Below are 14,764 nucleotides of genomic sequence, written 5' to 3'. Positions count from 1 at the left end.
GGAAGGCCCGGTGCGCCGAATCGAACCGTGTCATGGCAGGGTCGCCCGACGCCGGACCACGCGCCGCCGTCTTGACGACAAGGCCCGCTCCATGCCGGACTGGCTTAACCACCCGAGCCAGCATCCCATGGCCACCAAAGAAAATTGCCGCTGACTCTGGTGGATCATATCCCCCAGCGTCAGCGGCAATTCAATGTTCACATGATCAGGCTAGGCAAATCGGTTAGTGCAGAATATTTCGTCCGCCCCGGCCGAGTTGCACACCCAAATCAGGGAAGAATGTCAGCCAGAGCGTAGGTCTTGTACGCGCCGTTTTCCCAGAACTTCAGAGCTTCGATGTTCTTGAGGATATCACGACCGTCGCTACCGACATTGTCGATGATCACGACTTCGCCGCGATCGTTCAGATAGATGGTGTAGTCGCTCAGCGCGCCACGATATTGGGCGGTGTCATAGTCCGCGCCGCCATTGAGGTCGTCATTGCCGTCGCCACCGAACAGCAGGTCGTTACCCTGGTTGCCCGTGATGCCGTCGTCGCCAGCGCCACCCGAGATGGAGTCATCGCCCAGCCCGCCACGAATCCGATCGTTGCCGTCGCCACCCGCAATCTGGTCTGCGGCGTCAGTGCCGGTCAGATCGTCCGGGGTGCTTCCGTTACCTGGCGTACCTTTAATGATTGCCATAAGACATCTCCTGTTAGTTTAATGTTGCTCAACTGCCGCGCCCGCGAATTTATTTCACTGCTTCAAGCGGTTATAGCCAGAGACGTTTGCTGCCTCATTGTCCGCGGGGCGTTAGTAACTTGGTAACTATAGCGCGTCAATGCTTCGCCATTACGCTATTGCGAGATTGCCTCTATTTGAGACAGTAAGCAGAAGAGCCAATAGTTTTCCCGGCAAAGGCCAGCCCCTCCCCGACATCCGGCCTATCGACTCGGCAGCAATAGCGCGGGACTGGACGATGATGTTGGAAACGGCCTTATAGGCGGGATATCAGGCTATGCCGAAGCCAAGCCTGGCCCCGCTTTAACCATAATACACGATGGCTTGACTGTAACAATTCTGTCGTTTTGGACTTGTCAAGTCATTTCATGACTTTTCGCATCTGCAAAATTTACATGAAAAAAAATTTAACGCCGTTTTGCACTGCATCTTTTACGCACTATGCCGACTGTACTGATCGCGACGAATCCTTGCCGAATCCGGTAATAGCCAGCAAGTTGAGGCGAGCCGCGATCGCGTAGCCGATCAGCGAAAAGACCAGGCCGGACGCTGACACAATCAGGATTCGCAGGTCCAGATTCAAGTCCGGCGCGATTCGATGGAGCACGACGCGCGATGCCGACATGGGCAGGATATGCAGGACATAGATCGGCATCGACCGTTGGCCGATCCACCCCAGCACCCGGCCCACGCCATGGCCCGCAATAGCCCTGGCCAGCGCCAGCAGCAGGATGATCCCGGCAAATCCGCCGGGAACCAGCCAGCCGGAGTAGAGATCGATCCCCTTTTCAAAGCCGAGCCAGATCGTGACACCAAGCACGAACAGTGCCATCGGCCACCCCTTGCCTGTCATCTGCGACCGGTTGGTGGACAAGATGACGCCGGCAATGAAGAATATCCCGAAATGACAGTAACGCGCGAAGGTTTCCCGCATCGGAAAGACATCTACCAGACCGGCTGCCACGACAGCAGCCAGTAGCCAGAAGGAGATGTTCCGGGTTACCGCCATACACAGGAAGAATAGAAACAACGCGCCCAGAAACCAGAAATGCATCGCGGGGAAGAACAGGATGCGCCACAGCCCATCGATGGGAACGGGCTTGTTCACATAGGCAGCCATGACGTTGTTGATCACGATATAGATGAGCGACCACAGCACGGCCGGCCACCAGGTCGTCGCCAGCTTGTCCCGCAGATAGGCGGTCCGGCCTTTTTTCAACGCGCGCGGCACCCAATAGCCTGACGCTACGAAGAAAAAGGCCATGTGGAATATATAGACGCTATAGTCGAGCAGCGGCCAGAGCGATCCCGCGCCCGCTGTCCCGGCGTTCAGAAAGCCACGATAGGCATGGAAGATCACGACGAGCAGGATCGCTATGCCCCGCCCCACGTCCAGATGAGCGAGTCGCGACCGCTCCGGCGCGCTCCGGGTGGGGCTTGCCTCCCCTTGCTCCGGGGATGCCTCAATCGCTGGGCCGCTCATTTGCCCGACTCCATATTGCCGCTCTTTTTCCGACCGCCCCCTATAAGGTCCGCCAGATGGCCGCGCATCCACAACAGGAAAATCAGCGCGGTGGCAATGATAAGGTACAGCATCTTCGTGCCCTCCCATGCCCAGTCGAACGCCATGTCGGTTCGAAACGACATGGCCAGCGCAGGCAGGAACACGATCACGAGGCCGCACAGGGAAGATGACAGCGTGAGTTCATTATCCTCATAGCGGCGCACGACCGCCCGCCCGGCCATAAGCCCGACGATGGAAACCAGCGCGACGGCCCAGGCGACGCCCTGTACGCCCCATTGACCGCCCGCAAAATAGGCGGCGGCTAGGGAAGATGCGGACGTTGTGATCGTCACGACCGAAACGGCGACGGTCCGCTTGAGGAATAATAGCTGGCGTTGTTGGAACTGCGACTGGATCTGGACATAGGACGCCAGCAATAGCGGTCCCAAAATCGGCAATGTCGCCGAATAGCCCGGCGGCAGGACAAGGTGGATGATGTCGGGCAGGAACAGGATAGCGCCGATATAGACGGGCGTAACCACGCCCAACAACATCTGCCGGATCATGCGCAGCCGCGTTTTGACATCGGCGCCTTGGCTGGTCCTGAGCCGCATATATTGCGGATTGAGCCACATTTCGATCGAATCGGTGAGCATGGTCAGCATGGCGACCATCGAACTCCCCAAAAAGAACATGCCGACATCGGCAACCGACATGACGCTCGCAACGATCAACCGTTGGGCAGGGATGCGCCCCCATTCCGCCAGTTCGCGCGGCAGAAGCGGCAAGCCATAGCTATACAGCGCCGTGATCTCCGATCGCCCCGATCGGCCCGACGCAGGCAGCTGGTTGCGGAACAGATAGGAACGGATTGCCGCGCCAAAAACAGCCGACCCGACCGTCGCCAGCAAAGCCCCCTGCAAACCCCAGCGAAACTGGAACACGAACAGGAACGACAACAGGATCAGCGCCGCCATCTGCACCAGGCGATAGGTCGCGAACATGCCCGGCTTGTCGAGCGTGCGGGCCACGATGTCGAAAATCTTGCTGCTGCGCATGACATAGGCATAGACCAGCATCAGCGGCAGATAGGGCCAAGTGGGCAGATGATTGCCGACCAGATGGTCCCACAGCGACAGGCAGATCAGGCCCGCCACGATAACGAGCGTGAAGCCGATCAGCCGCGTCAGCCGGATGACCCGCGACAAAAAGGCCTTTCCGGCATCCCCGTCCTGCTTGAAATCAAAATATTGGCGCAGGATCGCCTGGGTCACGCCCAGATTGGTCACAACGTCAATCAACGCCGCGATCGTAATCAAAATGGCATAGGAACCAAGTTCGCCGGGCGTCAGCCGATAGGCGTAGAGCAGGGTCAGGACGCCGCTCGCGCCGCGCGTTACCACGTTGACGAAGCCATATGTCAATATGGACGCCAACCAATATGGCATCTGCCGTCGCCGCGCTGTCGTCATCGGATGTGCCCCTGCTACCCCTACACCGACCGTGAAAAAAGCCGGTTCATCCGATCGATTGACGACCCGCTATGCGGGCTGGCCGTGATCCTGTCGCCTCATGCGGCCTCATTCACATTGGCTTTGCCCCACCAGGCAAGCTCGACACCCAGCCGTTCGCTCAATATCTGCGGCGCCTTGGGATCTTCAATGTCATATTCGAAGAAATTGGGGTCCGACCCCAACAGCCGGCGACAGGCGTCATAATGGCCCTCGATCCAGGTCAGCAATTCGCTGTCCTTGGCACCAAAGCCCTTGGGCAGGCCGGGAATGTCGGATGCGACGAAGCGCTTGCGCATGTCCAGCCAGCGATTCATGCTCGATACGACCTTGACCGGGTCGCGATAGTTCAGCGCCAGCAGGCAATCGGGATGATAGCGGCGGATCGCCGCGATGATCTGAAAATCCAGGTTGGGCCAGTAATTCAGCTTGTGCCGCGGCAGGCATACGTCGGCCTGGGTGATGCAGTCAATGTTCGCAAAGTCACGCAAGGGATCTTCGCCCGCCATATAAGCGTCATAGATCATCTTGCCCAAGAACTTCTCGCCCTGCCGCCAATGGAGCGTGGACATACCACTGGCTTCCAGCGCCTTGTTCAGCGTAGTCGTGCCCGACTTGGGAAAGCCAATGACGAACAGTTTCATAAAGCCGCTCCTGATTTCCTAGTGCTGCAATGTCGTACAGGCCTATGCAGCATCCCCCACCCATCTGCTATACGCACGCAGCGGTGCCATGCAATCGCCATTCATCCCTTCGCGGCGAATTTGATCTGCCCGAAGGCCGCATCAGATGAGGCGACATGGAGTCACCGCGCCCGCAGCAACGCATTATAGGAACGCATCATTGCGGCGAAGGTAAACAGCGCAGCACGCTCCGCAATGATGGCATCCAGGTCATCGCCACTCCCGTCATTCGCCATCGCCCGCGCCCAGGCGGTCGGATCGTCGAGCGGGAGGACCTGCCCGGCAGCGCGGCCATCATCCCCGACGACGGTTTCCACCTGTTCTGCGATGTCGCTGACCAGGCAAGGCAGACCGGCATGTAGCGCTTCCAGCAACGCATTGCTTTGCCCTTCAAACCGGGATGGCTGGGCAAAAATATCGATAGCCGCCAGAAGATGCGGCACTTTTTCGCGCGGAACGTCGCCGAGCAAGTGCAAGCGATCCAGAACCCCCGCGCTGTCCGCCAATGCTACCACCCGCTCCCGCAGGCTGCCGCTGCCCGCCAGGACCAGATGGACATGGGCGGGGCATTGGGCGAGCGCCTCAACCAGCAATTCGGGATTTTTCTGCTCCTCCAGCCGACCAAGCGCGCCGACCAGTCGACCATGCGCGGGCAAGCCGAACAGCGCGCGGGCCGCGCCTTTGTCCATCGTGCTGCGCGGCCAGTCCTTCAGCCCGTTATGGATGACGACGGCACGCTTGCGCAGCCATCGGGGGTAGGCCGCGCATCCCGCCAGCATCGCACGGGACACGCCCACGACATCGGTATAGCTGCCCATCCATGCCGACAGGCGGTCAGCCGCGCGCATGACCGGCGAATAGGTGGCGCGCGGTACGCGGAAGGACATGATGCGGCGCCGGATTCCGGCCAGCCGCGCGACATTTGCGCCGATCACCGATGCCAGCGGCAGGAACATGATGATGACGTCCGGCCGGTTGGCGCGCAGACATCGCCACAGCCGCACGATGATCCGCAGCATATCGGCGGGGGTGCGCGGAACGTGGCTCAGCAGCAATTTGGCCGGGTAGTCCGCGCCGTTCATGGCCTCGCGGTGATACAGGAATACGGCCTGCACATCATGGCCGCTCGCCTCCAGCCCGGCAGCCAGGCGCAGCGCCGCGATCGGCGCGCCCGACGCATGGGTCATGGTCGTCAGAACCATGACCTTCTTTCCCGCCGCAGGCTGATTATCCTGCGCGGAATGTAACGAGGCGCTGGTCATCGGAACCAGAATTGCGGGGCGACCTGCGCGACGATCAGGCGCGATGCCTGCGTGGTCAGATGGCCTTCGTCAAATTGAAGGGGAATATGCTTGCCCGCCCATACACGGCATGTGCCGCCCGGACAGATGGCCTGCTCCATCGAAATATAGCGCGCGCCGGCACCCTCGACCGCCGCCCGCATCGCCTTGTCCAGCCCCGGTCCCGGCTCGCCCCGGAAACGGCCCGATGATGCGCCACTGTCATCAGGCCAAGCCTGCGCCAGGATTTTGGGCAGGGGCAGTCGATATTCGACGCTGGGGCCGACCACTGTGACGGGTACGCCCGACCCGATCCGCGCGATGGTTTCGCCGATGCGCCGCGCATCACCCTTTTTCCAGCGAGCCGAAATGATGACGCCATCAAGCTGCCCGCCATGGGCGGCAACGAAGTCGAACGCCTTACTGATGACTGTCGTGCATCGCTCCGGTCCGGCAAATCGGCCCAGCGGCATACAGCCTGACGCATTGGCCTGAAGGAAATGGACGTCGGGAAATGCCTCGGTCAGTCCGCTATAGAGATGCGCCGCATGGCTGTCCCCGATCAGCAGGACATTGCGCGCGCCGACGCGCAGCGACAGGCATTGGGCCGCATCAAAATCCTGCGCACCAGCGCCGCTGGCGATGAAACAGCTGCCGTTACGCATGTCGGCGCGCGGCGGCGTCTGGAAGGCCAATATCTGTTCGGGAACGGCATAATCCGGCCACATCGCCTGGCGCGCCGGGGCGATCAGCAATGCCAGCGCCGTCACGGCCACAAAGCTGGCGGCCGCCCAGCCATAGACATGCCCCATGCGGGAATCGGCTCCATGGGGCTTGCGGAAGGGCCGTTCGACATACCGCCATGACAGGATGGCAAGCGCGGTGATGATGGCCAGCAGGATCAGCTTGTCGACCCTGTCGAGTTCGCCGGTCCGTGACGCATAGAATACGATGATCGGCCAATGCCAGATATAGAGCGAATAGGATATCAGGCCGACAAAGCGCGCCGGTGCCAGGGACAGCAGGCGGGACGAGAGCGTCGGGAAACTGCCCCCGGCATGGATCAGCGCCGCCGCACCAAGGCAGGCAGGCGCCGCCAAGAGGCCGGGAAAGGGCATTTTTTCCGAAATGAACAGGATCGATCCGATGATGAGCAACAGCCCGCCGCCCGCGACGATTTCAGCCAGCCGCCGGCTGCGGATGACAGGCACAACGCCAATCGAGATCAACGATCCCAGCATCAGCTCCCACGCCCTGAAAGGCAGCAGGTAAAAGGCGGCTTCGGGCTGAAGCTTGACCATCACGACCGACGCCCCGAAGCTGATGATCGTAAGGGCCACGAACACATAGCGCTGGACGGTAAAGCCAAAGCGCAGGATCAGCACCAGCAGGAGCGGCAGGACGATGTAGAATTGCTCTTCCACCGACAGCGACCAGGTGTGCAGCAGTGGCGATGTCTTGGCCCCGGCATCGAAATAACCGGATTTTGCGTAGAATAATATGTTCGACACGAAGAAGATCGAACTGACCACCGTTCGCCCGATCTCCCGTCCTTCGCTCGGAAAATAGAGCAGCAGGGCGCCAATGCACACGAACAGATAGACCGGGATCAGCGCAGGGACGATGCGCCGGATGCGGCGTTCGTAGAAGCGCGCAATGCTGTATCGGCCGTTGGACAGGTCGTCATATATGATCTTCGTGATCAGATAACCGGAGATCACGAAAAACACGTCGACGCCCACGAAGCCGCCGGGGAACAGGCGGATCGCACCCAAATGAAAGAATAGCACGGGCAGAATTGCGAGCGAACGCAGTCCGTCAATGTCCTGGCGATACTTGATCATAGCCCCCACCGTCCCGCTGGTTCCGCGTGCGTGCCTTGATCCGGCCCGGCTCCGCGCGCCGTCGTCACCCTTTGCCATAAGATGTCGCGGCGCACCATGGCAACTGCGCGGATATGCGTGCCGAGCACGAACAAGCGGGACAAAGTATTGCCCGCCCCTGCCAAAGGGCCGTAGCGAACGCATTTTTCATACAAAAATCCACGAAAATCCAAACAGATAATATCAGTCGGCCGATGTCGCGGAAGCGAAAGAGCGGCCGACCCGTATCAATACAGGACAGTATAATGACGTTTTTGCGACGAACAGATTTTGCTGCACTTGCGTTGGTCTTAACCTTTGATTAGCCTTTTTTGGCAAGAGAAATGTCGCCGCTTTCCAGAGGTCTGGAAAGGACATCCTGTGCAAGAAAATAAAGCGATTAGAGGCATTTGCGCCTCATTCGGTTTAAAATCCAGATGGGATAGACAGGCATGACGACAGACGGGCAATTTGAATTCGATATTGTCCCGCCCGACTATGTCGCTGAACAGGATGGCGAAACCAGCACCGAGACAGGCACGGGGGAGCCGGAAGGCGATTCGCCACCGCCGCCCGATAACAGCCCGCCTCTCGTCAACGGCACGATAGATGATCAGCTGACGGGTCAGAATACGCTCTATTCGCTCGTCATACCTGCCACTTTCTTCATCGATCCAGATGGCGACCCGCTGACCTACAGCGCCACTCTGTCGGACGGGTCCGCCTTGCCCGACTGGCTGACCTTTTCGTCGGATACGATGACGTTCAGCGGTCGTGGTCCGACGGATGGCCATCATGACTACAGGATATTTCTGAACGCCAGCGATCAGTCGAGCAGCGCGACGCTCGCTTTCAACCTGACTGTGTCCGAACGCCCCTGCGTCGTGGGAACCCTGCCCAACCTGGTGGTTGAGGAGGACAGTTTCTTTTCGGTGACGATCCCGGCGGCGGACCTGTTTTATGACCCTGACAGCATATTGACCTTCAGCGGGGGCGTGGGGACTGACGTCAACAGTTGGTTGAGCTTCGATCCCGCGACGCTGACCTTTTCGGGCCAGATGCCACAGGACTTTTCCAACTGGTTCAACCTGACCATCTTTGCCTCCGACGGACCCAACCGGGCGCAGATCATTTTCCGCGTCGATGTTAACGACACGCCCGACGCGCCGCTGGACCTGAGCCTGCACACCACATGGGTGAATGAATTTTCGGAGATCGGCACGCCGGTGGGCGAACTGTTCGTGGACGATCCTGACAAGGGCGACACCCATGTCTACTCCCTGGTCGACGATGCAGGCGGCGCCTTCGCCATCGTTGGCGACCAGCTGGTCGTGAACAGCGCGCTGGACGTTCGTGCTGGCACGCAACGCACCGTCGTGGTCAAGGTCGAGGATTCGACCGGCTTCACCTTTCAAAAATCCATCGACATCACTATCAAGGCCGCGCAGGACACGATCATCTTCAGCGAAGCGCCGCCCGCCACCACCATATTGTGGGTGGCGACGACCGGGGACGACGCAGCCGGGACCGGCAGCGCCGAATCGCCCTTCGCCACCATCCAGCACGCAATCGACAATGCTGGACCGGGCACCGACATCATGGTGCGCGCCGGAACCTATAATGAAGCGCTGAACCTGACCGTCGATGGCAGCACCGACGCCCCCATCCGGTTGATTTCCGCCGATGGCCAGGGCGCGGCGGTCATCGCGCCGCCCGCTGTCGCCGAAACCAGCGCCATTTCCGGCCGGGGTGTCGGCAATTGGGTCATTGATGGCTTTGCGGTGCAGGGATCGGACACGATCGGCACCTATGGCGTCAATCTTGTCAGCCGCAATTTCGGTGCCAACGCTGCCTATCAGGATGGTTATGCGGGCGACAAAGTCGAAAACATCCTGCTCATCAACAATGTTTTCACCGATTGGGGCATCGACGCGATCCACATCGCCCAAAGCTTTGGCGTCCAGATCATCAATAACAGCATCATCGGCGCACATGAACAGGGCATCGATTTTGTCGGCACGTCAAAGCTGCTGATCCAGGGCAATGTCATCGACGAAATCACGGCCAAGGATGAATGGGACGAGTTGGACGGGCGCGATTATACCGGCGATTCGGCCATCACGGTGAAGGGCGGCTCGACGTTCATCGAAATCCGCAACAATGTGATCGGTTCGACCGAAGGTCCGGCGATCAAGGTGGGCGGCCCCACCGGCATCGCCTATCTGCCGATCGAAGTTGGCGCGGACGGGGACGGCGCGCATTTCGTTGATTATGAAGTGAAACATGCCGTGGTGAGCGGCAATACCGCCATCGATTATCCGACCTCGCTGCTGTTGCAGGGCGCGCAGGATGTTCTGGTCACCGACAATCTGTTCAACACGGTCAATATTTCCAATGTCGCGCGGGCGGCCGGGACCAGCCTCTATGGCGTTGCGGAACAATATATCCCCAGGGGGCTGACCGGCTTTTCCGACGATATCAGCTTCGCCGACAATATCTTCAAGGGCAAGGCGCTCTTCACCAATGCGCCCGCAGCCACCACCTATGACCTGGGTGGCAACGCCGCCTTCGATCCGCTCGCCACCTATGATCCCGAACAATATGGCTTTGTCGGCGGCGTCGATGGCGGCATCGCCGTGGCGCGCGACCAGATTATCGGCAAGTCAGGCAATGACATTCTTTATGGCGACCGGTCGGGCCATGCGACGGCGGATTATATCAGCGGCCAGCGCGGTGCGGACATCATGCATGGCGGGCTGGGCGACGACATCTATGTGTTCGACGACCGGAACGACCAGGCGATCGAAGCGACAGGTGGCGGCCAAGACGCGGTCATCCTGACCCGCAATGCGTCCGTGTACAAAATCGGCACCAGTTCGATCGAGGATGTCTACACGCTGCGCGAACAGGACACCTCGATCAGCGGCAGTGCGGGCCGCAACCGGCTCTACGGCAATAGCGGCAACGACACCTTGCGTGGTGGGGCCGGGGACGATGATCTGTTCGGTGGGGTCGGCAATGACGAGCTGGACGGCGGCGCTGACAATGACAGCCTCTATGGTGGCGTCGGCAACGATCGCCTGACAGGAGAAGCGGGCGACGATATATTGGACGGCGGCGCAGGCCGCGACGTGATGCGCGGCGGCGACGGCAAGGATCTTTTGCTTAGCTATGATGCCGACGGGTTGATAGACGGCGGCCATAACATCGATACTATCTATCTCGACCGGTCGACCGCCACCGCCGACATGTTCGTCGACATCAGCTACACAAGTTCGTCCAACGCCAATAACAGCCCGATCCTGGAACTGTTCGACGGCACCCGCATCGTCAATGTCGAAGTGCTACAGATTGCCAGCGGCAGCGGGTCGGACATGCTGCGCGGCGGCGCCTATGCGGATCAGATTTCGGCTGGTGACGGCAATGATGTGATCGAAGGCATGGATGGCGACGATCTGATCTATGGCGGCAATGGCGACGATGTCATCTGGGGCGGCAATGGCATCGACAAGATCGACGGCAGTCGCGGATTCGACTGGATCGACGCGGGCGGGGGCGATGACATCGTGACCAGCAATGATCCCGACCTGATGCTGATCGGCGGCACGGGCAAGGATACGCTGGCGCTCAACCGTTCGCAGTTCAGCGAAGCGCAAAATGTCGATCTTTCGCTACAGGAACAGGCCGGGGTGATCGTTACGCTGGCCGATGGCACGCAGATTAGCGGCTTTGAAACCATCAACTATTCGGCGGGATCGGGCGACGACGTCATCACGCTGGGTTCCGGCTCCGACCGGCTTACCGGCGGGAAGGGTCGGGATATATTGACCGGCGGTAACGGCAATGATGTCATATCCGGCGGGGCCGACGACGACATCATCTATGGCGGCGGCGGACGGGACAAGATTTCGGGCGATGGCGGTGCTGACACACTTTATGGCGGACTGGGCGAGGACACGTTCCAGTTCAAGGTCGGTTTGGTTCAAGGCGACATAATCGCCGATTTCGAAGGGGCCGGGTTGGCCACCGGCGACAGGCTGGAATTTGCAGGCTATGGCCCTGGTGCGACACTGACCTATAATGGTGCCAGTCAGCTATGGACCATCGCAACGGCGGACAACAGCATCCAGAACAGTTTTCAGATCCTGAACATCACCGCGCTCAGCAGCGCCGACTATATCATTTTATGATGGCGTGATGATGCGCGTCCATGTGATTGCCTGAGGTCCACATGACCATCATGGCCGACAATCTGCCATTCAATCGAACAACACAATATCCATGGCAATTGCCATGGATATACTGTAGATATTTAGACACCATTCGGCATCACAAGCAATAACGGATGGCCGCAAAACATTTTTATAGCTAATGCGTAGTTAACTCTACCATATTACACGACGTTCAGTCGCTCTCCCCTATCTGTTCCTGACAGCGGGAGAAATTTTTCATGACTGAAGATCTCTGGGGCGACGTCACGCCCACGAAAATAATGTGGGTCGATGGGGACGCGAGCTACAGGGGAAAGCCGAACGGATCGGCTGAAAAACCCTTCACGTCGATTCAGGCAGCCGTCGATGCCGCAACGCCCGGCACCGCCATCATGGTCAAGGCTGGCGACTATGTCGAAAATGTCTCGATCCCGCGCAATGTCAGCGGAACCGACAGCGCGCCCATCTGGCTGATTTCCGCAGACGGCCCGCAAGCCGCCCATATCACGGCCAAAAGCGACACGCTGGCGACGATCGGCGGCGGGGGAACGGAGAATTTCGTTGTCGACGGCTTTCACATCACTGGCGGCAAGAACGGCATCCAGTTCAGCCAGAACGGGAATGACTATACCGACACCATCAAGAATATCGTTATTAAGAATAACGTGATCGATAATGTTGTGCAGGATGGCGTAAAGGCGAATGGCGGCTCCAATGTCGTCGTCACCAACAATGTCATCACGGGCGGCATTGACGAAGGCATCGACTTCATGTCGATCATCCACGGCGTCATTTCCCATAATGACGTCAGCGGCAACACGGGCACCAGCGCTGCGATCTTCGCCAAGGGCGGCTCGTCCGACATTCTGATTTCCAACAATTACGTTCATGGCGTAACGGCGGACGGCATATCGGTTGGCGGCTGGACCTCCTATAATTACAAGATGCTTGAGGGTTATGAAGCGTTCCAGGCATCGGATGTCACCGTGGTCGGCAACCGTGTAGAAGATGTCGGCAAACGCCCCCTCGCCTTTCGTGGCGCGGTCGATTCGGTTGCGACGGGCAATTATCTCGAAGCGGCCCAAGGCTATTACACCGCCGTTCTGGTCGGCAATTCGGCTGCAACCAAATATGGCACCTTCACCAGCCACAACATCAGCGTGACGGACAATTTCATCACGCGCGATACGAAAACGCTGTTCATCGAAGCCGGCAGCGACACCGTGACCTTCTCCGAAAATGCGGTAGCGACGGTCACCGCCGCGACGACGGGCATTTTGGGCAGCTTGCAGGACGTTCTCGACAAATTGGCTGGCGAGACGACGACGCCAGCGCCCAGCGTCCCCGAAACGCCGAGCGTGCCTGAAACACCGAGCGTGCCCGAAACGCCAGCCGCTCCCCAGGTGCCGAACGTGCCTGAACCAGCGCCCTCGAAGCCCGCCGAATCGGGGCCGAAATGGGCAGAAGGCGGTGAAACGGGCCGCGTTGCCGTCAACCAGGGCACGGACGGCAACGACCTGTTGATGTTCAAAAGCGGGACGCTTGCCGGCGGACTGGGTGACGACAGATACATCGTCAGCAATATCGAAGCGGCCAAGGTCGTGGAAAAGGCAGGTGGCGGCATCGACACCATCGTTGCGACATCGCGCTATATGGTGATGCCCGATCATAGCGAAAATCTGGAAATGACCCGGACGGAAGGTTCCGTGGGCATTGGCAATGACGGTAATAATATCATCCGCGGCAATGTCGGCGCTGATGTGCTGATTGGCGGCGCGGGCAATAATCTGCTGACCGGCGGCGCGGGCAATGACATATTCCTGGTGGGCAAGACGGACGCGCTAACCCGCATCACCGACTTTAGCGCAGGCGACATTGTTCATCTGGCAGGGGATGAATTTGCGAGCTTCAATGCGCTGAAAGGGGCGATGCAGCAGGTCGGTCAGGACACGGTGGTCACCTTGTCCGGGGGGCGCCAGATCATCCTCGACAACAGGGACATGAATAGCCTGACCGCCGCCGATTTCGACATGCAGGACGCCGGCAGCGCGTCGAAAGGCGCGACCGCCACCTATAAGGTGAGCTTTGACAAGCAGGTCAACAGTTTCATCGGTGCGGACACTGCCGACAAGATATCGGGCGATGGCTCGGCCATCCTGCGCGGTGGCAAGGGCGACGATAATTATGCCATCAACAAGGTGGGTGATTATGTCATCGAACATGCCAATCAGGGCACCGATACCGTTCTGCTCTACCGGACGAGCTATGCGATCGACACCAATGTCGAAAATGTCATCGTCAACACCAAGCAAGCGACGAGCGTCATCGGCAACAGCCTTGCCAACCAGATTGTCGGCAATGGTGGCAATGATGTCATCGCTGGCGGCGGCGGCGATGATCTGCTTTATGGCAAGGGCGGCGCGGACACGTTTACGTTTCAATCGCTGGGTGACGGGCACGACACGATTGGTGATTTCGAGTTCCGCAAGGACCATATCGACGTCAGTGACATTCGGCAGGATAATCCTGCGGTAACGTTCTCCAGCCATCTTGGCGCCGACGGCCTGGACATCATCGCGACGCTCGGCGGTCAATCCTACACATTCGCCACCCTGGCCGGTGTCAAGAAAGCCTATGCGCTGGACGAAATACTGGTCGGTTGATCCATAGCAGCAACTCTATGATCAGAGTTGACCGGGCTGGTCTGTACAGCGCTCGACGCTGGATACACTGATTGCCTATGAATAAGCCCGCGTGATTGCGGGCTTATTCATACCCGCATTTGCTGGACGGTGAGAGCGATGGTCGCGGGCGGCGACACGACGTCTCTCGTTGCGCTTACCTAATATGATTTCCCGCATGTCGTACTGAAGGTACGCATCCGATAGCAGCCGCGGCGCTCCCGTAACCAGGTCGCCCCGTTGACGATGGTTCAGGCGGCGAGTTCCTCGGCCACCTGCTGCTGAGCTGCCTTCCAGTTCCACGGCAGGA

At 59.2% G+C, this 14,764-nt stretch carries 8 protein-coding genes; 2 read left to right on the top strand and 6 right to left on the bottom strand.

Going from position 1 to position 14,764, the window contains the following annotated elements:
* Window positions 1–269 precede the first annotated feature (269 nt).
* The 6 genes from Q0D44_RS16480 to Q0D44_RS16455 all read right to left on the bottom strand — a co-directional run bounded on the left by Q0D44_RS16480 (window position 270) and on the right by Q0D44_RS16455 (window position 7,544).
* Window positions 270–683 carry a calcium-binding protein gene (locus Q0D44_RS16480; protein WP_294138028.1) on the bottom strand — a complete coding sequence of 138 codons (414 nt, stop codon included), beginning with the start codon at window positions 681–683 and terminating at the stop codon, window positions 270–272.
* 478 nt (window positions 684–1,161) lie between these two features.
* On the bottom strand, window positions 1,162–2,205 hold the full coding sequence (locus Q0D44_RS16475) for an acyltransferase (RefSeq protein WP_294138027.1): 1,044 nt from the start codon (window positions 2,203–2,205) through the stop codon (window positions 1,162–1,164).
* The gene (locus tag Q0D44_RS16470) at window positions 2,202–3,674 is read right to left on the bottom strand and encodes an oligosaccharide flippase family protein (protein ID WP_294138026.1); all 1,473 of its coding nucleotides are present in this window, start codon (window positions 3,672–3,674) and stop codon (window positions 2,202–2,204) included. Before Q0D44_RS16470 ends, Q0D44_RS16475 begins: the two co-directional genes overlap by 4 nt.
* Window positions 3,675–3,796: 122 nt before the next feature.
* On the bottom strand, window positions 3,797–4,381 hold the full coding sequence (locus tag Q0D44_RS16465) for a sulfotransferase family protein (protein ID WP_294138025.1): 585 nt from the start codon (window positions 4,379–4,381) through the stop codon (window positions 3,797–3,799).
* Between the two features lie 161 nt (window positions 4,382–4,542).
* Window positions 4,543–5,622, bottom strand: a complete 1,080-nt coding sequence (locus Q0D44_RS16460; RefSeq protein WP_294138024.1) for a glycosyltransferase family 4 protein — start codon at window positions 5,620–5,622, stop codon at window positions 4,543–4,545.
* A 56-nt stretch (window positions 5,623–5,678) separates the two neighbouring features.
* Window positions 5,679–7,544: an acyltransferase family protein gene (locus tag Q0D44_RS16455; RefSeq protein WP_294138023.1), complete on the bottom strand. Its 1,866-nt coding sequence runs from the start codon at window positions 7,542–7,544 to the stop codon at window positions 5,679–5,681.
* 470 nt (window positions 7,545–8,014) lie between these two features.
* Between Q0D44_RS16455 and Q0D44_RS16450 the strand changes: the two genes are divergently transcribed.
* Window positions 8,015–11,752: a putative Ig domain-containing protein gene (locus Q0D44_RS16450; RefSeq protein WP_294138022.1), complete on the top strand. Its 3,738-nt coding sequence runs from the start codon at window positions 8,015–8,017 to the stop codon at window positions 11,750–11,752.
* A 260-nt stretch (window positions 11,753–12,012) separates the two neighbouring features.
* Window positions 12,013–14,436 carry a right-handed parallel beta-helix repeat-containing protein gene (locus tag Q0D44_RS16445; RefSeq protein WP_294138021.1) on the top strand — a complete coding sequence of 808 codons (2,424 nt, stop codon included), beginning with the start codon at window positions 12,013–12,015 and terminating at the stop codon, window positions 14,434–14,436.
* The last annotated feature ends 328 nt before the right edge of the window (window positions 14,437–14,764 follow it).

This window comes from Sphingobium sp. (assembly GCA_023266575.1).
Taxonomy (GTDB): Bacteria; Pseudomonadota; Alphaproteobacteria; order Sphingomonadales; family Sphingomonadaceae; genus Sphingobium.
The sequence above is the reverse complement of the archived record's forward strand: the minus strand, read 5'-3'. Positions and strand labels throughout refer to the sequence as shown.

What these genes read in the sequence shown, in the direction of transcription:
- Q0D44_RS16465 (WP_294138025.1), bottom strand. Translation starts at nt 4,381, where the DNA reads ATGAAACTGTTCGTCATTGGCTTTCCCAAGTCGGGCACGACTACGCTG.
- Q0D44_RS16475 (WP_294138027.1), bottom strand. Translation starts at nt 2,205, where the DNA reads ATGAGCGGCCCAGCGATTGAGGCATCCCCGGAGCAAGGGGAGGCAAGC.
- Q0D44_RS16455 (WP_294138023.1), bottom strand. Translation starts at nt 7,544, where the DNA reads ATGATCAAGTATCGCCAGGACATTGACGGACTGCGTTCGCTCGCAATT.
- Q0D44_RS16480 (WP_294138028.1), bottom strand. Translation starts at nt 683, where the DNA reads ATGGCAATCATTAAAGGTACGCCAGGTAACGGAAGCACCCCGGACGAT.
- Q0D44_RS16450 (WP_294138022.1), top strand. Translation starts at nt 8,015, where the DNA reads ATGACGACAGACGGGCAATTTGAATTCGATATTGTCCCGCCCGACTAT.
- Q0D44_RS16445 (WP_294138021.1), top strand. Translation starts at nt 12,013, where the DNA reads ATGACTGAAGATCTCTGGGGCGACGTCACGCCCACGAAAATAATGTGG.
- Q0D44_RS16470 (WP_294138026.1), bottom strand. Translation starts at nt 3,674, where the DNA reads ATGCCATATTGGTTGGCGTCCATATTGACATATGGCTTCGTCAACGTG.
- Q0D44_RS16460 (WP_294138024.1), bottom strand. Translation starts at nt 5,622, where the DNA reads ATGGTTCTGACGACCATGACCCATGCGTCGGGCGCGCCGATCGCGGCG.